An 18,642-nucleotide genomic window follows, 5' to 3' on the forward strand; every position below is an offset into this window, starting at 1 on the left:
CACCGCCCTTCTACCCGCGCAGGGCCTTGATCTGCGCGGGGTAGCTGCCGGGATCGACCAGCACATCCACCACCACCGGCCCCTTCGCCGCCAGCGCCTGGTCGAGCGCCGCGGCGTATTCGGCCTCGTTCCGCGCTCGCAGTCCGGTGCCGCCGACCGCCTGCATCACCCCGGCGAAATCCGCCATTGGCCAGCCGAGCGCGCCCTCCGGCAACTCGCGCCCGGTCTTCTTGATATCGATCAGCGAGAGCGTGCTGTCGTTGAACACCACCACGACCAGCTTCACCCCCAGCACTGCCGCCGTGGCCAGTTCGCCCAGCGCCATCAGCAGCCCGCCATCCCCGGTGAAGGCCAGCGCGCCGCGCCCGGGATCGTGCAGCGCCGCGGCGATGCCGGCCGGCAGGGCGAAGCCCATGGTGGCGAGGCCATTCGAGATCAGCAGGTCGCCCGGCCGCTCCGCCTGCCAGAAGGTGGTGGCCGGGAACATATGCGCCCCGGCATCGACGGCCACGCGCGGGTCGGCGCTCGCCCGGCGGCAGGCGGCCTGCGCCATCGCCACCACCGCCTGCGGGCTGATGCCGCGATTGCCCCCCCGGCGCATTGGCCAGCCGCGCCAGCCAGGCGGCACGATGCCCGGCGATGCCCTGCGCCGTCCAGTCCCCGGGCCCGGCGCCCTCGGCCAGCGCCGCTAGTGCCGGGGCGAGTGGCCCATAGAGCGCCGCCGCTGGGTTGCGGTATTGCACCGGCCGCGGCGCGGTGCCGCAATCGATGATAGGCGCCGCATAGCGCCAGGGCTGCGGGATGAACTCCACCGGGTCGGCGCCGGCCAGGAGGATGGCATCCGCCTCGGCCAGGATCGGCGCCTCGGCCTCGCCGCCGGTGAAGACGCCGCCGAACAGCGGATGCGCGTCCGGCACCACACCCTTGGCCTTGTAGGTGACGAGAGCCGGGCAGCCCAGCGCCTCCACCAGCCGGTGGAGCGCGGCGCAGGCTTCCGGCTCGACCGCTTCCAGCCCGGCGATCACCACGGGGCGGCGGGCACGGGCCAGGATGCCGCGGGCCGCCTCCAGCGCGGCGGGTTCGGGCAGGGCCGGGCCGGTGGCCAAGCCAGTGACCGGCAGCGCCGAGGCCGGGCCACGCGCCGCGGCGCCGGAGAGTTCCAGCAGCACCGGGCCACGCGGCGCCGTCATGGCGGTGGCGAGCAGTGTGGCCGCGATCGGCCCGGCGGCGGCACCCGGCGCCACCACCTGCGCCGCGCCCTTGCTCACCGGCGCAAGCATCGCCGCGTGGTCGAACCACTGGTGATTGGCATAGGCGCGCTCGCTCGCCGTGAACCCATCCGCCAGCAGCAGCAGCGGCGCCCGGTCCAGCGAGGCATGCGCCACGCCATTCGCCGCATTGCCGACGCCGGGGCCGCGCGTCACCAGCACCGCGCCGGGCCGCCCCGCCAGCTCGGCCGTGGTCGCCGCCATGATAACCGCCGCTGTCTCGTGCCGGGCCAGCACGAAGGGGATGCCGCGCGCCTTGGCGGCGGCGATCAGGTCGAGGCTGGAGCCGCCGCCGGGCACGCCGAACAGCCGCGCCACCCCGGCGGCCTGCAGCGCCTCGGCCACGGCATCGGCGCCGGTCCCCTGATCCGCGGCGGTATCCTGCGACGGCATCTGCATGGTCTTCCCCTTGTCCATCGCCCGGGCATCGGTGCCGGCTTCCTCGGCCAGGGGCTTGCGCCCCGGCGCATTCGCCTTATTGCATCCTGCACAAAAGGCAACGGGAGGATCGCATGCCGCAGCGCCGGGAGCTTCTGGTGGGACTCGCCGCCCTGGCCGCCTGGCCGGCGCGCGCGCAGGCTTGGCCCTCCCGCCCCATCCGCATCGTCGTGCCCTTCGGGCTCGGCGGCTCCGCCGATGTCGCGGCGCGCTTCCTGGCGGAGCCGCTGTCCCAGGCCCTTGGCCAGCCGGTGGTGGTGGAGAACCGGCCCGGCGCCGGCGCCGTCATCGGCACCGATGTCGTGGCGAAATCCGCCCCCGACGGCCATACGCTGCTGCTGATGTCGAATACCCATACGGCGAACGAGACGCTGCTGCCGAACCGCCCCTATGTGCTGCTGCGCGATCTCGCGCCGGTGGCGGCGGTGAACATCGCCCATCACGTGCTGGCGGTGCATCCCTCGGTCCCGGCGCAGACTTTGCCGGAGCTGATCGCTTATGCGAAGGCCAATCCGGGCCGGCTCGATTTCGCCTCCTCCGGCCCCGGCACGCCCTATCACATCGCGGGCGAGGTCTTCTGCGCCATGGCCGGCATCCAGATGAACCACATCCCCTTCCGCGGCAGCAACGAGGCTCGCACCGCGCTGATCGCTGGCCAGGTGCCGGTGATGTTCGACGCCATCCCCACCATGCGCGAGCAGATCGCCAGCGGCCGGGTGCGGGGCCTGGCCACCACCGCGCCGCAGCGCTCCCCCCTGCTGCCGGAATTGCCGGCGGTTGCGGAGGTGGTGCCGGGCTACGAGGCCTCCATCTGGCTCGGCCTGATGGCGCCCACCGGCACGCCCGCGCCGGTGATTGCGCGCCTGCATGCCGAGATCGGCCGTATCCTTGAACTGCCGGCGACGCGGGAGGCGCAGGCGCGGGCAGGCGCGGAGCCCATGGTGATGCCAGTGGACGCCTTCGCCGATTTCCTGCGGCGCGACATCGAGCGGCAGCGGGAGTGGATCCGCATGGCCAGGATCCAGGTGAACTGAAGCCCCCGGCCGGGCGAGCCTTGCCGAACCGGGCCGGGCGGGGGAGGCTTGGCCGGTGATGGGAGAGAAACGGATCATGGCCGGACGGCGCCCGCTGCTCGGGAATACCCCGTTCGCCGGATACGATGCCTGTCTCCGCCACGATGTCGAAACCCTGGCCAGGCTGGCGCGCGATGCCGGCTTCCGGCCGGATTGAGGTGCAGATGCCCGCCTTCACCCTGAACGGCGCCGCCGTCGCGCCTGACCTGCCCGAGGATGCCTCCCTGCTGCATGCGCTGCGCGGACCGCTCGGCCTCTCCGGCACGCGCTTCGGCTGCGGCACGGAGCAATGCGGCAGTTGCATGGTGCTGCTGGAGGGCGCGCCGGCCTATGCCTGCACGCTGAGCCTCGCCACCGTCGCGGGCCGCAGCGTAACGACGGTGGAGGGGCTCGGCACGCCGGCCGCGCCGCATCCGTTGCAAGCGGCCTTCCTGGCGGAACAGGCCGGGCAATGCGGCTATTGCCTCTCCGGCATCCTGGTCAGCGCCGCGGCGCTGCTGGCGGCGAACCCGGACCCGGACGAGGCGGCGATCCGCCGCGCGCTCGACCCGCATCTCTGCCGCTGCGGCAGCCACAACCGGATCATCCGCGCGGTGCGCCGCGCCGCCGCCGCGATGCATGGAGCAACCGCATGAGCCACGGTTTCGGCGCCGCACTGCCCGCGGAGGATGGCAGGCCGCGCCTGCCCGGCAGCCTGCATCTCAACCGCCGCCTGTCGCAATGGCTGGAATTCCACGCCGATGGGCGGGTGACGCTCAAGCCCGGCAAGGTGGAGCTGGGGCAGGGGATCCTCACCGCGCTCAGCCAGATCGCGGCGGAGGAACTCGATATCGGCTTCGGCCGCATCCGGGTGCAATCGGCGGCGACGCCGGACAGCCCCAATGAGGCCGTCACCTCCGGCAGCCTCTCGGTGCAGGACAGCGGCAGCGCCATCCGCCATGCCTGCGCCGCGGCGCGGGCGATCTTCCTCAGCGTCGCCGCGCAGCGCAGTGGCGTGCCGCTGGAGGCGCTCCGGGTGGAGGACGGCGCCTTCCTCGGCCCTGCTGGCGAGGTCGGCTCCTATTGGGTGCTGGCGGATTCCGGGCTGCTGGAGACCGAAGCCTCGCCGGAGGCCAGGCCGAAACCGCCGGAAGCCCGCCGCATCGCCGGCACCTCGGTGCCGCGCATCGACCTGCCGGACAAGGTCTTCGGCGCGGCGCGCTACGTGCATGACCTGCGCCTGCCCGGGATGCTGCATGCGCGGGTGGTGCGCCCGCCGGCGCGCCGTGCGGTGCTGCAATCCGTGGCGGAGGGGCCGCTGCCGGAGGGCGTGCAACTGGTGCGGGACGGCAGCTTCCTCGCCGTGCTGGCCGAGGCGGAATGGCAGGCCGAGGCCGCCGCCCGCATCGCCAGCCGCGCGCTCTGGGCTGCGGAGGACACGCTGCCGGAGGAAGCCACCCTTGCCGCCTGGCTGCGCGAGGCGGGCGGGCGCGGCGAGCACAGCCTGGTGCTGGAACGCGCGGACAGCGCGGCGCCCCCCGCGCAGACCATCCGGCGCAGCTTCCACCGCCCCTATATCGCGCATGCCTCCATCGCGCCCTCCTGCGCCGTGGCGCGCTGGGAGGGCGAGGCGGTCGAGGTCTGGTCGCATAGCCAGGGGCCCTACAACCTCCGCGCCGACCTCGCCAAGACGCTGCGCTGCGCGCCCGAACAGGTGGTGGTGCGGCATGGCGAGGGGGCCGGCTGCTACGGCCATAACGGCGCCGACGACGTGGCGCTGGACGCCGTGCTCGCCGCCCGCGCGGTGCCGGGCCGGCCGGTGCGCCTGCTCTGGAGCCGGGCCGAGGAGTTGGGCTGGTCGCCCTTCTCCTCCGCCATGCTGGTGGATGTGGAGGCGGATCTCGATGCCGCGGGCAATCTGCTCGGCTGGCGCAGCGACATCATCAGCAATGGCCATTCCTCGCGCCCCGGCCGGGCGCCGGAGCCGACCCTGCTCGCCGCCTCCATGCTGGCCGAGCCCTTCCCGGTGAAGCCCTCCATCAACCCGCCCTTGGTCGGCGGCGGCGGCGCGCAGCGCAACGCCATCCCGGTCTATCGCCTGCCCAACCTGCATGTCGGGCTGACCAGGTTGCTGGAAATGCCGATCCGCACCTCGGCGCTGCGCGGGCTGGGCGCGCTCATCAATGTCTGGTCGATCGAAAGCGTGATGGATGAAGCGGCGGCGCTGGCCGGCGCCGATCCGCTCGACTACCGCCTCCGCCACCTGGATGACCCGCGCGCCGCCGAGGTGCTGAAGCGTGCCGCCGCCATGGCTGGCTGGGCCGGGCGGGTGAAGCGGGAGGGGTTCGGGATGGGCCTCGCCTTCGCCCGCTACAAGAACAGCGGCGCCTATGCCGCCGTGGTGGCGGAGGTGGAGGCGGCCGAGCGGGTCTTCTGCCGCCGCCTCTGGATCGCCGGCGATGTGGGCGAGGTGGTGAACCCGGATGGCGTGCTGAACCAGTTCGAGGGCGGCGCCATCCACGGCGCCTCGGTGGCGCTGCTGGAACAGGTGCGCTTCGACCGCCAGCGCATCACCAGCGACGCCTGGGAAACCTACCCGATCCTGCGCTTCTCCGAGGCGCCGGCGGTGCAAATCGAGCTCATCGCGCGGCCGGAGGCGCCCTTCCTCGGGGCCGGCGAGGCCACCATGGGCCCGACCATTGCCGCCATCGCGGCCGGCATCCAGGACGCGCTGGGTGCCAGGCCGCGCGCCTTGCCCTTCACGCCGGAGAATATCGCGGCCGCCATGGAGGCCGCCCCGTGACCGCACGCCTGACCCTGACGCTGGCCTGCGCCGCCACCGACCGGACGCGGCCGGTGCTGGATGGGCGCGTGGCGGTGCCTGGCGTCGATCTGCTGCCCCTGACCGGCGAGCCGGAGGACATCTTCCGCCGGGCGCTGCGCGACCGTGCCTTCGAGATCACCGAACTCTCGATGGGCAGCCATATCGTCACCACGGCGCGGGGCGACAGCCCCTATATCGGCGTGCCGGTCTTCCTCTCCCGCGCCTTCCGCCATTCCGCCATCTATATCCGCACCGATCGCGGCATCGCCTCGGCGGCCGATCTCGCCGGGCGCCGCATCGGCCTGCCGGAATACCAGCAGACCGCCGCGCTCTGGGTGCGCGGCATCCTGCGCGAGCATTACGGCGTGGCGACGCGCGGCATCGCCTGGCGCACCGGCGGCGAGCGCGTGGCGATCACCCTGCCGCCCGGGCATGACGTGCAGCCGCTGGGCGAGGACCTGCCCACGGCCCTCGCCGAAGGCCGCATCGATGCGCTGATCGCGCCGCGCCCGCCCGCCTGTTTCACGGATGGCAGCGCACCGGTGGGCCGGCTCTACCCGGATTACAGGGCGGAGGAGATCGCCTGGCACCGGGCGAGCGGCTTCTTCCCCATCATGCATTGCCTGGCGGTGCGGAAGGATGTGGCGGAACGCCATCCCTGGCTGCCGCTGGAACTCTTCCGCGCCTTCGCCAAGGCCCGCGCGCTGTCGCTCGCGGAACTGCAACTGGTGAATGTGCTGCGCGTCTCGCTGCCCTGGATCGCCGCCGCCTATGAGGAACAGGCCGCCATCATGGGCGGCGATCCCTGGCCCTATGGCTTCGCCCGGAACCGCGAGGAAGTGGCGGCGATGATCCGCTACGCCGTGGCGGATGGGCTGGCGGCCGAGGCGATTCCGCCGGAGGCGCTGTTCCACCCCAGCACCTTGCAGGAACAGGCCTGATGGATCCGCTGCTGGTCGCCGGCGGCGGCATTGGCGGGCTCGGTGCCGCGCTGGCCCTGGCCCGCGCCGGCTACCCCGTGCGGCTCTTCGAACGCAGCGCCGAATTCCGCGAGCTTGGCGCCGGCATCCAGCTTGGCCCCAATGTCTTCCACATGTTCGACCGGCTGGGTATCCGTGAGGCGATCGAGGCCGATGCGGTGCAGCCCGATGCGCTGGTGATGCGCTGCGCCATCCATGGCCATGAGATCACCCGCGTGCCGCTCGGCGAAGCCATGGTGGCGCGCTTCGGCAACCCCTATGCCGTGACCCATCGCGCCGACCTGCACGCCACCCTGCTGCACGCCTGCGAGGCGGAACCCGGCATCGCGCTGGAGACCGGCCGCAGCGTCGCCGGCTTCCGCCAGGATGCGGCGGGCGTGACGCTCCGCTTCGAGGATGGCGCCGAGGCGCGGGGCACCGCGCTGATCGGCGCCGATGGGCTCTGGAGCCGCATCCGCCAGCAGGTGGTGGGCGATGGCCCGCCCGTGGTCTCCGGCCATATCGCCTATCGCGCCGTGCTGCCGATGGCGCAGGTACCGGAGGCGCTGCGCCAAGCCCGCGTGGTGCTCTGGGCCGGGCCGCGGCTGCATCTCGTGCATTACCCGCTGCGGCGGGGCGAGCTGATGAACCTCGTCGCCGTATTCCATTCCGACCACTACGAGGAGGGCTGGGACCAGGCCGGCGACACTGCGCTGCTCTGGCGCCATTTCGAGGGCACCCGGCCCGAGGTGCGCGCCATGCTGGAGCGCATCGAGACCTGGCGCTTCTGGGTGCTCTGCGACCGCGAGCCCAATCGCGGCTGGACCCAGGGGAGGGTCACGCTGCTCGGCGATGCCGCGCATCCCATGCTGCAATACCTGGCGCAGGGCGCCAACATGGCGCTGGAGGATGCGGTCTGCCTCGCCGACCAGTTGCGGCTGCAGGACGACATCCCCACGGCGCTTTCCGCCTATGAGGATCTCCGCGTGCTGCGCGCCGGCCGCGTGCAGGCCATGGCGCGGGTCTATGGCGAGATCTACCATGCCGCCGGAGTGCGCGCGGAGTTGCGCGACATCATGCTCGCCGATCGCGACCCGGTGGCGGCGCGGGAGGCCATGGCCTGGCTCTATGAAAAGCCGCTCTGGCCGGGCGCCCCCGCCTGAGAATTGCAACGGCCGCCAGGGGCGGCCATGCCGGAGGATAGAGGATGCCCAAGCCTACGCGGCGCACCGTTCTGGCGGCGCTTCCCGCCCTTGCCGCTCCGTCCCTGCTGCGCGCCCAGGCGGCATGGCCGAACGGGACGGTCCGCATCGTCGTGCCCTTCGCCGCCGGCGGCTCCACCGATGCGGTGGCGCGGCTGGCCTCCTCCGGCCTGCAACCGCGGCTCGGCGTGCCTGTCGTAGTGGAGAACCGCAGCGGCGCGGCGGGTTCCATCGGCACCGATGTGGTGGCCAAGGCGCGGCCGGATGGCCAGACCTGGCTGCTCACCTTCGACAGCCACGCCACCATGCCGGCGCTGCTCGGCAACCTGCCCTTCGACCTCACCCGCGACCTCGACCCGGTGATGCTGGTCGGTGGTGCGCCCTATGTCATCGCCACCCAGACGGCGAAGCCCTACCGGACCATGGCGGATCTGCTCGCCGCGGCGAAGGCCCGGCCGGACGGCGTCAGCTATGCCTCCACCGGCAATGGCACGATCGGGCACCTGGCAATGATCCTGCTCAGCGCCCGCGCCGGGGTCCGCATGGCGCATCTTCCCTATCGCGGTGGCGGGCTGGCGGTGAATGACGCAGTGGCCGGGCATGTGGACTGCATGATCGGCAGCGCCGCGCTGGTGGCGCCGCAGATCGCCGGCGGGCAATTGCGGCCGCTGCTGCAATTCGGCACCGAGCGCCTGCCCGCCCTGCCGGAGACGCAGACCGCCGCCGAGGCCGGCTTCCCCGGGCTGGAGGCGGTGGCCTGGTGGGGCGTCTTCGCCCCGCATGGCACGCCGGAGGCGATCGTCGGCCGCTTCCACGCCGCGCTGCTGGAGACCTTCCACGAGGAGCGCATCCGCCGGCAGATGGAGGAGACGCAGCAAGCCCGGCTGGTGCTGAGCAGCCCGGCGGAGCTGCGCCGCTTCCTCGATGCGCAGATCGAGACCTGGGGCCGCGTGGTGCAGGAGAACCGCATCCGCGCCGATTGAGGCGCGGCCTGGAGCGTGATCGCTTGAGGTGCCTGCACCGAAAAAGCGTGAATCACGCGATCAAACAAAGGCCTGGAGCATGATGCGCGAACGAAGGTGAACGCATCATGTTCTAGGCTTCGGTTGGCACGACCACCACCGTGCCCCGCTTCCCGCCCGCCTCGACCAGCGCATGCGCCGCTGCCGTCGCGCCGAGCGGGAAGCGCCCGGCGATGCGGTGCAGCCGCCGGCCCTCGCGCAGCCAGCGCGTGATATCGGCCTGCGCCTGGCGCCGCGCCGCGGCCGGTGCGCTGTTCAGCAGCACGCTGCGGAGGTTCACGTTGCGGCGCATCAGCGCGGCGAAGGGGATGCGCGGCGAGGCCTCTCCCTTCGAGGCATAGCCGATAACGCTGCCATTCAGCGCCACCACCGCCGGCCACAGCGCGATATTGCCGCCGACATCCACCTCCACGATCCGGTCCGCGCCATGGCCGCCGGTGGCGTCCATGATCCTTGGAGCGGCATCCGGCTGGCGGTAATCGATCACGGACTCGGCGCCGGCCGCCAGCGCGTCCTCGCTTTTCCAGCCGCCGCTCGTGGTGGCCAGCACCTGTGCCGCCCCGCCCCAGCGGGCAAGTTGGATGGCGTAATTGCCCACCGCGCCGCCACCGCCAGAAACCAGCACGCGCAGCCCCTGCACCGGTCCATCCGCGAAAACGCAGCGATGTGCCGTCATGGCAGGGATGCCGAGGCAGGCGCCCGCCTCGAAATCCACCTCCTCCGGCAGATCCGAGATATTCTCCGCCGGCACGCAGGTGAACTCGGCAGCGGTGCCGAAGGGCCGCCCGCGCTGCGCGTTGTAGAGCCAGACGCGGCGGCCGAGCAGTTCCGGCGCCACGCCCTCGCCCAGCGCCTCCACCAGGCCAGCGCCGTCGCTGTTCGGGATGACCAGCGGCCATTCCATGGGATAGCCACGGCCGGCGCGGCGGTTGCAATCCGCCGGGTTGACGCCCGAGGCCAGCAGCCGCACCCGCACCTCGCCCGGCCCGGGCTGCGGCACCGGCCGCTCGCCCTGCATCAGCACCTCGGCGGCTGGTCCCGTCCTTTCATACCAGATGGCGCGCATGGTGGGGTTTCCCTGTGACTGGCTCAGTCCAGCGCCGCGATGCATTCGATCTCGAGCAGGAATTCCGGCACCGGCAGCGCCGCCACCACGCAGGTGGTGCGTGCCGGCAGATGCGCGGCGGGGAAGGCCGCGGCATAGAGCGTGTTCATCTCGCGGATGTCGCCCGCCCGCGTCAGCAGCACGGTGGTCTTCAGCACGCGCGTCAGGTCGGCGCCGGCGGCGGCCAGCACCTCCCGCAGGTTCTGCATCACCTGGGCGAATTGCGCCGCGAAGTCGCCCGCCGCGATCCGCCCCGCCGCGTCATAGGGCGCGACCCCCGAGACATGCAGCGTCGCGCCATGCCGCACCGCGAGCGAGAGCGGCGGGAAGCGGCGGCCATCCGCCGGCGGGGCGAAGCGCTGGATATCGGCCATCGGTCGAGCCTCCCTTGGGTTCCGGCGCATTCTGGCGCGGCAGCGGCTTGCTTGACAGGGCCGGCGAAGGGCGGAGGCCACCTCCGCAACAGAGTCCGGGGGGCACCGCCATGGCCAGGATTCCGCGCCGCCCGCTGCTCGGCCTGTTGGCCGCCGCGGGCGCGCCCGGGCTGCCTGGCCCGCTCGAAGGATCCGCCCCGTCGTGCCGGAGCCGGAGCAGCGGTTACGCCGCGCTCCGCACCAGCCGCCCCGGCAAGGCGCCCGTCGCCTCGCCATCGCGGTAGGTGACGGCGCCGGCGACGATGGTGGCGTCATAGCCGCGCGCCCGCTGCAACAGGCGCCGCCCGCCGGCCGGCAGGTCCCAGCGCATCTCCGGCCGCTCCAGCCTGAGCGCGTCGAAATCGATGACGTTCACATCCGCGCGCATCCCCGGTGCCAGCACGCCGCGGTCCAGGAGGCCGGCGGCGCGGGCGGTGTCGGAGGTCTGGCGGCGCACGAGATCGGCGAGCGGCAGCGTGCCCTCGCGCCGGTCGCGGCCCCAATAGGCCAGCAGGAAGCTCGGGAAGCTGCCATCCGAGATGAAGCCGACATGCGCGCCGCCATCGGAGAGGCCGACGATGGTATTGGGGTGCCGCAGCAGTTCCGCGCTCGCATCCAGCGTGTAGTCGGCATAATTGGTCAGCGGTGCGAAGAGGAAGCCCTGGCCGCCATCCGCCAGCAGCATGTCATAGGCGGCCGCCTCCGCACTGATGGCCTGGCGCGCGGCGATGGCGGCGATGGAGTTCTCGCGCGGCGGCGCATAGTCCGGCGGATCGCCGAAGGGGAACATTCGGTCGAAGCTGAGCCGCGTGATCAGCGGGAAATTGCTGCCCTTGATGCGGTCTTCGGACAAAATACGCGCCCGCATCGCCGGCTCCCGCATCGCCGCCACCCGCTGCTCCAGCGGCAGATGCGCGATGGATTTGTAGCTCTCGGTGCCGCTGAACGGGTTCTGGCTGCCCTGAAGGCCGAGCAGGATGCCGATCGGCCGTGGCGGGAAGACCGGGCGGATCGGCAGCCCATCCGCCGCCGCCTGGTTCGACAGCGCCAGCAACTCGCGCCAGGCCTCGGTGCGGTCATGCCGCGCCGTCAGGGAGAAGACGATCGGCCGGCCGCTCCGCTCCGCCACCCGCCGCACCATGGCGAATTCGGTGGCGGGGTCGGGCGTGTTCCAGTCCGAGACGAGTTCCAGCAGCCCCGTGCCGGCATCGCGCAGGCCAAGGGCGATGCCAGTGAGTTCATCCTCCTGCGCGCGGAGCGTGGGCGTCGGGTCGCCCTTCAGGGTCTTGTGGCTGATGGTGCGGGAGGTGGAGAAGCCGAAGGCGCCGGCCCGCACCGCATCGCCCACGATCTGCCGCATGGTGGCAATCTCGGCCTGGTTCGCCGGCTCCAGCTCCAGCGCGCGGCGGCCCATGACATAGACCCTGACCGCCGCATGCGGCACCAGGGCGCAGATGTCGATGTCGCGCGGCTTCGCGTCCAGCACGTCGAGGAACTCGGAAAAACTCTCCCACTGGAAATCGAGCCCCTCGGCGAGTGCCGGGCCGGGGATGTCCTCCACCCCCTCCATCAGCTCGATCAGCGTGTCGCGGTCGCCGCTGCGGACCGGGGCGAAGCCGACGCCGCAATTGCCCATTACCGCCGTCGTCACGCCATGCCAGGCGGAGGGCGCAAGGTGCTGGTCCCACACGGCCTGGCCATCGTAATGGGTATGGAGGTCGACGAAGCCGGGGGTGACGATGCGGCCCTTCGCCGCGATCTCCTCGCGGCCGCTGCCCGCGACCTTGCCGACCGCGGTGATGCGGCCATTGGTGATGGCGACATCCGCCTCGAAAGCCTCATGCCCCGTGCCGTCGAGGACGGTGCCGCCCCGGATGACCAGATCGGCCTCGATGCCCATGCGCCGCTTCCTTCCGCTACCGCCTTGAATTGCCCGGCAGGGTAGGGGGTTCCGGGCCGGTGGCCAACCCTGGGGGTGTGGACACGGACGGCCCCGGGGTTAGCCTCCGTCGCAGACAGAGGAGTCCCTCGGATGCAACTCGCCGCCCTCGGCCAGGAATTTGCCACCATTACTGCCACGGAACCATCCGCCCAGGTGCTGGCCGTCACGCTGAACCGCCCGGAACGCGCCAATTCCCTGACCACCCGCATGGCCGAGGAACTGCTCGTGATCTTCGGCGCGCTGGAGGCCGAGCCCGATGCCTATCGCTGCGTCATCCTCACCGGCGCCGGCGACCGCGTCTTCTGCGCCGGCGCCGACCTGAAGGAGCGGGACGGCATGAGCGATGCCGATTTCACCCGGCAGCACTACCTCTATGAGCGCTGCTTCCGCGCGCTGCTGGCCTGCCCGCCGCCGCTGATCGCCGCCATCAACGGCGCCGCCGTGGCGGGCGGGCTGGAAATGGCGCTCTGCTGCGACTTCGCCTATGCCGTGGACACCGCACGCTTCGCGCTCACCGAGGTGACGCGCGGCATCATGCCCGGCGGCGGCGGCACCCAGAACCTGCCCCGCAGCATCGGCGAGCGCCGTGCCAAGGAGGTGATCTTCACCGGCCAGCCCTTCACCGCCGCGGATGCGCTGGCCTGGGGCGTGGTGAACCGGCTCTGCGCGCCCGGCACGGTGATGCAGGAGGCGCTGCGCACCGCCGGGATCATCCGCGACAATGCGCCGCTCTCGGTCCGTCAGGCGAAGAAGGCCATCAGCCAGGGCCTCCAGATGGACCGCGCCAGCGGCATGCTCTTCGAGATCGAGGCCTATTACCAGTTGATCCCCACCGAGGACCGGGTGGAGGGGATCAAGGCCTATGTCGAGAAGCGCCGGCCGGTGTTCAAAGGGCGGTAGCACCGGCCGGGGTTCTCAAGGGCCGCGCGCCTCAATCGGCGGGGATCGCCGCATCCTCGAAGGCCGGGAGGCGGGCGGTGCCGTTGCGCAGCGTGGCGCGAAGCTGCCCCAGCATCGCCTGCGCCGCGTCACCGAGTTCCGCCTCGGGCCCTGCCACGGACTCCACCGTTGCCAGGGCGCGGCTGCGGTCGGCGGGTTTCGGCAGCAGTTTCGGCAGCGCGGCCAGGGCCTCGGCGGGCGCCATGGTGCAGATCACCGTCTGCTCCCGGATCAGCGCCTGGCGGGCGGCCGCGGTCATCTCGGCGAAGGGCTTCGCCTCGCGCAGCAGCGTGTCGGAGCGGACCAGCCGGTTGCGCCGCACGCCGCCGCGCGCCTGGGCCAGCAGGATCATCATCCGCACCACGGCCTCGGCATAGCCGCCGGTGGCGATGCGGGACAGCGCATCCCGCACCTCCGGTGCCTCGGCGAGGGGGCTCGCCTGCGGCTCCGCGACGGTGCCGGCCCCGGCCACGCCGAGGGCCGCCAGCCAGCCATAGACGCCGTGGAAGGCGGTCTCGGTCCAGGCATCGCGCATGTCGCGCCAAGCGTCGAAGCTGCGTTCCACGCCATCGGCCCAAAGGCGCTCCCAGGCGAGGAAAGGGTTGCCGGGGCTGGCCGGCGCCCGCCTCTCGCGCACCATCCCGGCCAGCGGCGCCACGGGTGCCATCAGCGGGTTGCTGTCGCTGAAGGCGTGGCGGCGGGCGCGCATCGGGTGCATCTGGCGCCGCAACTCGGCGGTCCGCTCGGTCGTGAGCTGGCGCACCAGGGGCGCGGCGAACATGTCATAGAGGCCCTGGTTCAGCGCCGCGATCTTCGCCACCGCCGGGAAGGCCTCGTTCTTCGCCTCGCCGGACCGGGCGCGGATGGCGGCGATGCTGCGCTCCTGCAACTCCACCTGCCACTTGCCGCCGGCATCGGCGGTGATGACCATCTCGTAGAGGCCGGGCGCCACGCTGTCGATCAGTTGCAGGGTCTCGGCGATCTCCGAATGCTCCTTCAGCGCCACCGCGCCGGAGACGAAGATGCCGAGATGGCCGATCTCGTCATGCATCAGGTAGACGATGGTCTGGCCGAGCGTCTTGATCTCCTGCTCGTCGCGATAGACATCCGCGATCCAGCGCAGCGCCTGGCCGGGCGGCGTGATGTTGTCGCCGGCCGAGGCGAAGACGATCACCGGGCTGCGCACCGCCCGCATGTTGAAGGTGGCACCGCTGCCGGCGGAGATCTCGCCGCGGGCGAAGCGGTCGCCGATGAACAGGTTCTCGACGATCCAGAGGATCTCGTCGCGGTTCATCAGGAAGAAGCCGCCCCACCAGCGGTCGAATTCCAGGAAGCGCGGCGCCTCGGAATCCACCTTCTCATAGAGGTTGAAATACTTGCGGAACCAGGTGTTGCCCGGCGACAGCGCCTCGAAATTCATCGCCAGGTTGGCGCCGTCGAATTTGCCATTGCCGAGATCGGCCAGCAGCGCCGCCGGCCAGGAGCCGCCGGCCAGGCCGCCCAGGTAGCGCATCGGGTTGCGGCCGCGCTCGCCCGCCCAGTAGGAGAGCGGCGCGCCATTCAGCACCAGGGCACCGCAAAGCTCGGGCTGCGAGGCGGCCAGCATCATCACCGCCCAGCCGCCCTGGCAATTGCCGACCACGACGGGCTTCGGCGCCTCCCGGTGCAGGTCGTGGATGCGGCGCAGGAAGGCGGTTTCCGCCGCGGTGATGTCGAGCACGGTCTGGCCGGGCTCCGGGTCGCGGAAGAAGATCACGAAATAGACGGGATGGCCGCGCCGCAGCGCGACGCCCACCTGGCTGTCCGACTTGAAGCCGCCGATGCCGGCGCCATGCCCGGCGCGCGGATCGATGATGACGAAGGGTTGCAGCTTCGGGTCGGTGGGCCGGGCGCCCTCGGGCACCTTGATGCGCACCAGGGCGTAGTTGCAGGGGCGTGGCAGGCTGCGCCCGTCCAGCACCATCTCCCAGTCGAAGACCAGGACTGGCGGGCAGCCCTCGGCCTCATGCTCGACGAAGGCATTGCCGGCCTGGCGCATGGTGTCCCAGAACAGGATGGCGCGCTGGCTGGCATCGATGGCGTATTCCGCGGCGTCCCGCGCCAGGTTGACGGGATCGGCGGGCAGGCGCGGCGGCGCCGTCGACGCGGCAAGGGCGGGCAGCAGGTTAGTGGCCTGCCGGTTGGCCACATCCGCCAGCGCCCGGGCCTGGCCAAGCACGCGGGTCATGGTCTCGGCGCCGCGGAGCAGGAATTCGCGGCCAGGTGGCGGGGTGACCATCGTCATGCGGGATGGATCCTCATGGAACAAACTATGTTGCATCGCGGCAGGGATCAGGTCCAGCCCCGGAACGGGAGGGCATCGGCCATCTCAGGAATTCAGGGCCATGGACCTTGCTCGGGCTTGGTGGCCGGGCGTCAACGCCGGGAAGCGCTCCGGTTTGCGCAGAAGCAAGGGCGGAATTAAAAATAATATCGCAGTGCAGCACCCGATACGGGGTTCCCAAATGCGGGAGTTGACCATTTTCCTATAAGCCGAAGCGACGGCGCCCACAAGCCATCTGAACTGAAAAGTTGAATTCGAAACATTGAGTTACATAGTGGAGCGACAAGTCGAGCGGCTGGTCAATCCGCGCATTGCCCTGCCGCCCGCGGAAGAAGCCCGGCCTCGGCGGCGGGCCGGCACGCTCGGCTGCTACGGCAGCCGCGCCACTGCCCCGCCCCGCCTCAGGCCGCGGCCGCGCGAGGCAGGCGGAACTCGTATTCCAACCGCAGGTCAGGGGTTTCGCCGCGCCGTCTGGCGGCCTCGAAATCAGCCACCAGGGAAGCCTTCACGCCGAAGACCGCATCCTCCTCCAGGTAGCGGTCGCCGGCCGCGAAGACATGGGTGACGAGGTCGCGGTAGCCCTCCCGCCTGATCCAGAAATGCAGATGCGCCGGCCGCATCGGGCCGCGGCCCATGGCGGCCAGCATGCGGCCGGCGGGCCCGTCATGCGGCACCGGGTAGCTGGCGGGGGCGATGGTGGTGAAGCGCACCATGCCATCGGCGCCGCTGCGCAGCCGGGCGCGCATGCTATGCGCCTCGCCATCGCCGATCTGGCTGTCGTAATATCCCTCCGGCGAGGCGTGCCAGACATCCACCTGCGCATCGGGCAGCGGGTTGCCCTCGGCATCGGCGATCCGCGCCACCACTTCCAGGCGCTCGCCCGCCATGCCGGGCGCGATATCGGCGCCATCCGGCAGCACCGGCGGGTTCTCCCGGTGGAAGGGGCCGAGCACCGTGGTCTCGGTGACATTCCCGTCGCCGGCATGGGCGATGGCATCGACCAGCATGGTCACGCCGAGCACGTCCGAGAGCAGGATCACCTCCTGCCGCTTGTCGTCGCACCATTTCCCGAGTTCGGTGAGGAAGGCCACGCCCTGGCCCCATTCCTCCGGGGTGAGGCGCACCTCGCGCACGAAATCATGAGTGTGGCGGATCAGCGCGGCCATGATCTCGGCCATGCGCGGGTCGGCATCCGGGCGGATGCGCCCGAGCACGGCCTGGGTGAGGTTGGCCTCGGTATAGGTGACATGGGCCTGGTCCATCACGGCGTCTCCTCGCTTGTGGACATGGTCAGGACGACCCGGCCGGGGTGCCCGCGCCCAGCATGGCACAGGCCCCACGCGACCGCCCCGGCGGAACGCGATCACGGGTGGCGGAGAGGGGGGATCACGGCGCCCAGGCGGTCTTGGTGCGTAGGTATTCCAGCCGGTAGAGGCCGCGCTGGAACGGGCCGCGGGCGCCGGCCGCCAGCATCGCCACTTCCGGCAGGAGGGGCGCCAGCGCCGCGGTATCCGTCGCCTCGACCAGGGCAAACCAGGTGGGCGGGGCGCCGATATCGGTGCGGCCGCGCTTCTCTTCCGTGACCACGCCGCTCGCCCCCGCATCGGCGGTGCAGAGATGCGCGCCGGTGATGCGCGGTGCCGCCGCGGCCTCCCGCAGCAGGGCGGTGATGGCGGGCTGCGCATCGGGCGCGGCGTCGAAGCGGAGCGTCAGCAGCACGCCGCCCACGCCGGGGCCATGGCTCGCCACCACCCGCGCCAGGCCGCGGGAGGTGTCACGCGAGAATTGGCCGGCGGCGCGGGTCCAGGCGGTGGGGGCGTTCAGGCGGTTGGTATAGTCCTGGCCCTGCGTCACCTGCATGGTGTCCACCTCATAGAGCGTGAAGAGCGCCGGATGGGTGGCGGCATCCATGGCGCGGTAGCGGCGGCCGCGGTTGAAGCCGGGGATGCCGACGCGCTCCGGCACGTGTTCCTGCAAGTGCCAGGCGTAGTTCGTCTCCCAGCCTTCTTCCGCGACCCCGTTCCAGATCGCCACCACCGCCTCGCCCGCCAGCATCGCCGCCTCCCCTGATGTCCTTGGCGTGATGATGCGGGGCGGCCGGGTGGCGCGCAATGCGGGCGCCGGCTTGACCCCGGGAGCCCGCGCGGCCAGCCTGGATGCGGAGGAAACATCCATGCGCCCTGCCATCCGCGCCTCCCGCCGCGCGCTGCTGACCGCGGCCGCCACGCTCGCCATGGGGCCGGCACTCGGGCAGGGCTTTCCGACGCGCCCCATCCGCATCGTCTCTCCCTTCACCCCGGGCGGCGGCACCGATACCACGGCGCGGCTGCTCGCGCCCGGCATGGGTGAGTTCCTCGGCCAGCCTGTGGTGGTGGAGAACCGCCCCGGCGGCGCCGGCTCGATCGGCGCGGCATCAGTGGCGGAGGCGCCGGCGGATGGCCATACCTTGATGGTGGATGCGCTCAATCATGTGGTGAACCCGCATCTGCTGCGCGGCCTCCGCTTCGACTATGCCCAGGCTTTCGTGCCGGTGAGCCTGCTGACCGTGCTGCCGCAGATCATGGTGGTGCCGCCCGCGCTGCCGGTGACGACGCTGGCCGAGTTCATCGCCTGGGCGCGGGCGCGGCCGGGGCGGCTTTCCTATGGCTCCTCCGGCAATGCCACGGGGGCGCATCTGGCCGGCACGCTCTTCCTGCGGGAGACCGGGCTCGACATCACGCATGTGCCCTATCGCGGCGGCTCGGCGGTGCTGCCGGACATCATCGCCGGCAATGTGGTCTTCGCCTTCGCCACAGTGAATTCGGCGACGCAACTGATCCAGGATGGGCGGCTGCGGGCGCTCGCCATCGCCTCGGCGCATCGCGTGCCGTCGCTGCCGGAGGTGCCGACCATGGCAGAGGCCGGGCTGCCGGCGGTGGTGCTGGATGAATGGAACGGGCTCTATGCCCCCGCCGGCACGCCGCCCGAGGTGCTGGCGCGCATCCATGCCGCGGTGCGCCATGCGCTGTCCCTGCCTGCGGTGCGTGACCGCTTCGCCGCCATCGGCGCCATCCCCGTCGGCAGCCCGCCGGAGGCGGCGGCGCGCTATGTGGCGGAACGGCGCGAGGCCATGGGCCGGCTGGTGCGGGATGCCGGCATCACCATCGAATAGGAAG

Annotated in this window: 16 protein-coding genes and 2 pseudogenes; 9 read left to right on the forward strand and 9 right to left on the reverse strand. The window is 71.7% G+C overall.

Annotated elements, in window-relative coordinates; translation table 11 throughout:
• Nucleotides 1–10: 10 nt before the first annotated feature.
• On the reverse strand, nucleotides 11–601 hold the full coding sequence (locus KSF81_RS12875) for a thiamine pyrophosphate-dependent enzyme (RefSeq protein ID WP_217379320.1): 591 nt from the start codon (nucleotides 599–601) through the stop codon (nucleotides 11–13).
• A gap of 91 nt (nucleotides 602–692) precedes the next feature.
• Nucleotides 693–1,190, reverse strand: a pseudogene (locus KSF81_RS32115) (hypothetical protein); the annotation flags it as partial.
• Here KSF81_RS32115 and KSF81_RS12885 point away from each other — a divergent pair.
• Entirely contained in the window at nucleotides 1,099–1,305 is a 207-nt protein-coding gene (locus KSF81_RS12885; RefSeq protein WP_217379321.1) for a hypothetical protein, read from the forward strand. The pseudogene KSF81_RS32115 and the gene KSF81_RS12885 sit on opposite strands and share 92 nt — an antisense overlap.
• 38 nt (nucleotides 1,306–1,343) lie before the next feature.
• Here the strand turns inward: KSF81_RS12885 and KSF81_RS32120 are convergent.
• Nucleotides 1,344–1,685 (reverse strand): annotated as a pseudogene (locus KSF81_RS32120) (thiamine pyrophosphate-binding protein); the annotation flags it as partial.
• Between the two features lie 95 nt (nucleotides 1,686–1,780).
• Between KSF81_RS32120 and KSF81_RS12890 the strand changes: the two are divergent.
• The 6 genes from KSF81_RS12890 to KSF81_RS12915 all read left to right on the forward strand — a co-directional run bounded on the left by KSF81_RS12890 (nucleotide 1,781) and on the right by KSF81_RS12915 (nucleotide 8,726).
• Nucleotides 1,781–2,740: a tripartite tricarboxylate transporter substrate binding protein gene (locus KSF81_RS12890; protein ID WP_217379322.1), complete on the forward strand. Its 960-nt coding sequence runs from the start codon at nucleotides 1,781–1,783 to the stop codon at nucleotides 2,738–2,740.
• A 203-nt stretch (nucleotides 2,741–2,943) separates the two neighbouring features.
• Nucleotides 2,944–3,414: a (2Fe-2S)-binding protein gene (locus KSF81_RS12895; RefSeq protein WP_217379323.1), complete on the forward strand. Its 471-nt coding sequence runs from the start codon at nucleotides 2,944–2,946 to the stop codon at nucleotides 3,412–3,414.
• Nucleotides 3,411–5,561, forward strand: coding sequence for a molybdopterin cofactor-binding domain-containing protein (locus tag KSF81_RS12900; RefSeq protein WP_217379324.1), 2,151 nt, complete (start codon nucleotides 3,411–3,413; stop codon nucleotides 5,559–5,561). Before KSF81_RS12895 ends, KSF81_RS12900 begins: the two co-directional genes overlap by 4 nt.
• Complete coding sequence (locus KSF81_RS12905; RefSeq protein ID WP_217379325.1) at nucleotides 5,558–6,523, forward strand: ABC transporter substrate-binding protein; 966 nt, start codon at nucleotides 5,558–5,560, stop codon at nucleotides 6,521–6,523. Before KSF81_RS12900 ends, KSF81_RS12905 begins: the two co-directional genes overlap by 4 nt.
• A complete protein-coding gene (locus tag KSF81_RS12910) occupies nucleotides 6,523–7,704 on the forward strand; it encodes a 3-hydroxybenzoate 6-monooxygenase (protein ID WP_217379326.1) in 1,182 nt (393 codons plus the stop codon). The genes KSF81_RS12905 and KSF81_RS12910 overlap by 1 nt, the downstream gene beginning before the upstream one ends.
• A gap of 44 nt (nucleotides 7,705–7,748) precedes the next feature.
• A complete protein-coding gene (locus KSF81_RS12915) occupies nucleotides 7,749–8,726 on the forward strand; it encodes a tripartite tricarboxylate transporter substrate binding protein (protein ID WP_217379327.1) in 978 nt (325 codons plus the stop codon).
• 112 nt (nucleotides 8,727–8,838) lie between these two features.
• On the opposite strand, the gene KSF81_RS12920 is transcribed toward KSF81_RS12915, so the two are convergent.
• From KSF81_RS12920 to KSF81_RS12930, 3 genes are all read right to left on the reverse strand, one after another.
• The gene (locus KSF81_RS12920; RefSeq protein WP_217379328.1) at nucleotides 8,839–9,831 is read right to left on the reverse strand and encodes an NADPH:quinone reductase; all 993 of its coding nucleotides are present in this window, start codon (nucleotides 9,829–9,831) and stop codon (nucleotides 8,839–8,841) included.
• Between the two features lie 23 nt (nucleotides 9,832–9,854).
• Nucleotides 9,855–10,244 (reverse strand): RidA family protein, encoded by a 390-nt coding sequence (locus tag KSF81_RS12925; RefSeq protein WP_217379329.1) that lies wholly within the window; start codon nucleotides 10,242–10,244, stop codon nucleotides 9,855–9,857.
• 223 nt (nucleotides 10,245–10,467) lie between these two features.
• Complete coding sequence (locus tag KSF81_RS12930; RefSeq protein ID WP_217379330.1) at nucleotides 10,468–12,183, reverse strand: amidohydrolase family protein; 1,716 nt, start codon at nucleotides 12,181–12,183, stop codon at nucleotides 10,468–10,470.
• Between the two features lie 132 nt (nucleotides 12,184–12,315).
• Here KSF81_RS12930 and KSF81_RS12935 point away from each other — a divergent pair, with 132 nt between their 5' ends.
• Nucleotides 12,316–13,125 (forward strand): enoyl-CoA hydratase-related protein, encoded by an 810-nt coding sequence (locus KSF81_RS12935; protein ID WP_217379331.1) that lies wholly within the window; start codon nucleotides 12,316–12,318, stop codon nucleotides 13,123–13,125.
• Nucleotides 13,126–13,156: 31 nt separating this feature from the next.
• Here KSF81_RS12935 and KSF81_RS12940 read toward each other — a convergent pair whose 3' ends face one another.
• The 3 genes from KSF81_RS12940 to KSF81_RS12950 all read right to left on the reverse strand — a co-directional run bounded on the left by KSF81_RS12940 (nucleotide 13,157) and on the right by KSF81_RS12950 (nucleotide 17,662).
• A complete protein-coding gene (locus tag KSF81_RS12940; protein WP_217379332.1) occupies nucleotides 13,157–15,448 on the reverse strand; it encodes a DUF3141 domain-containing protein in 2,292 nt (763 codons plus the stop codon).
• Nucleotides 15,449–15,888: 440 nt separating this feature from the next.
• A complete protein-coding gene (locus KSF81_RS12945) occupies nucleotides 15,889–16,749 on the reverse strand; it encodes a dioxygenase (protein ID WP_217379333.1) in 861 nt (286 codons plus the stop codon).
• Nucleotides 16,750–16,873: 124 nt separating this feature from the next.
• A complete protein-coding gene (locus tag KSF81_RS12950) occupies nucleotides 16,874–17,662 on the reverse strand; it encodes a hypothetical protein (protein ID WP_217379334.1) in 789 nt (262 codons plus the stop codon).
• Here KSF81_RS12950 and KSF81_RS12955 point away from each other — a divergent pair.
• Nucleotides 17,661–18,638, forward strand: a complete 978-nt coding sequence (locus KSF81_RS12955; protein ID WP_254453504.1) for a tripartite tricarboxylate transporter substrate binding protein — start codon at nucleotides 17,661–17,663, stop codon at nucleotides 18,636–18,638. The genes KSF81_RS12950 and KSF81_RS12955 overlap by 2 nt on opposite strands.
• Nucleotides 18,639–18,642 lie beyond the last annotated feature (4 nt).

It is taken from the genome of Siccirubricoccus sp. G192, assembly GCF_019084075.1.
GTDB lineage: Bacteria > Pseudomonadota > Alphaproteobacteria > Acetobacterales > Acetobacteraceae > G192.

Excerpts from the sequence above, each read along its gene's own strand:
- KSF81_RS12875 (WP_217379320.1), bottom strand. The coding sequence starts at position 601 with ATGCGCCGGGGGGGCAATCGCGGCATCAGCCCGCAGGCGGTGGTGGCG.
- KSF81_RS12890 (WP_217379322.1), top strand. The coding sequence starts at position 1,781 with ATGCCGCAGCGCCGGGAGCTTCTGGTGGGACTCGCCGCCCTGGCCGCC.
- KSF81_RS12895 (WP_217379323.1), top strand. The coding sequence starts at position 2,944 with ATGCCCGCCTTCACCCTGAACGGCGCCGCCGTCGCGCCTGACCTGCCC.
- KSF81_RS12900 (WP_217379324.1), top strand. The coding sequence starts at position 3,411 with ATGAGCCACGGTTTCGGCGCCGCACTGCCCGCGGAGGATGGCAGGCCG.
- KSF81_RS12910 (WP_217379326.1), top strand. The coding sequence starts at position 6,523 with ATGGATCCGCTGCTGGTCGCCGGCGGCGGCATTGGCGGGCTCGGTGCC.
- KSF81_RS12915 (WP_217379327.1), top strand. The coding sequence starts at position 7,749 with ATGCCCAAGCCTACGCGGCGCACCGTTCTGGCGGCGCTTCCCGCCCTT.
- KSF81_RS12920 (WP_217379328.1), bottom strand. The coding sequence starts at position 9,831 with ATGCGCGCCATCTGGTATGAAAGGACGGGACCAGCCGCCGAGGTGCTG.
- KSF81_RS12925 (WP_217379329.1), bottom strand. The coding sequence starts at position 10,244 with ATGGCCGATATCCAGCGCTTCGCCCCGCCGGCGGATGGCCGCCGCTTC.
- KSF81_RS12930 (WP_217379330.1), bottom strand. The coding sequence starts at position 12,183 with ATGGGCATCGAGGCCGATCTGGTCATCCGGGGCGGCACCGTCCTCGAC.
- KSF81_RS12935 (WP_217379331.1), top strand. The coding sequence starts at position 12,316 with ATGCAACTCGCCGCCCTCGGCCAGGAATTTGCCACCATTACTGCCACG.
- KSF81_RS12940 (WP_217379332.1), bottom strand. The coding sequence starts at position 15,448 with ATGACGATGGTCACCCCGCCACCTGGCCGCGAATTCCTGCTCCGCGGC.
- KSF81_RS12945 (WP_217379333.1), bottom strand. The coding sequence starts at position 16,749 with ATGGACCAGGCCCATGTCACCTATACCGAGGCCAACCTCACCCAGGCC.
- KSF81_RS12955 (WP_254453504.1), top strand. The coding sequence starts at position 17,661 with ATGCGCCCTGCCATCCGCGCCTCCCGCCGCGCGCTGCTGACCGCGGCC.
- KSF81_RS12950 (WP_217379334.1), bottom strand. The coding sequence starts at position 17,662 with ATGGATGTTTCCTCCGCATCCAGGCTGGCCGCGCGGGCTCCCGGGGTC.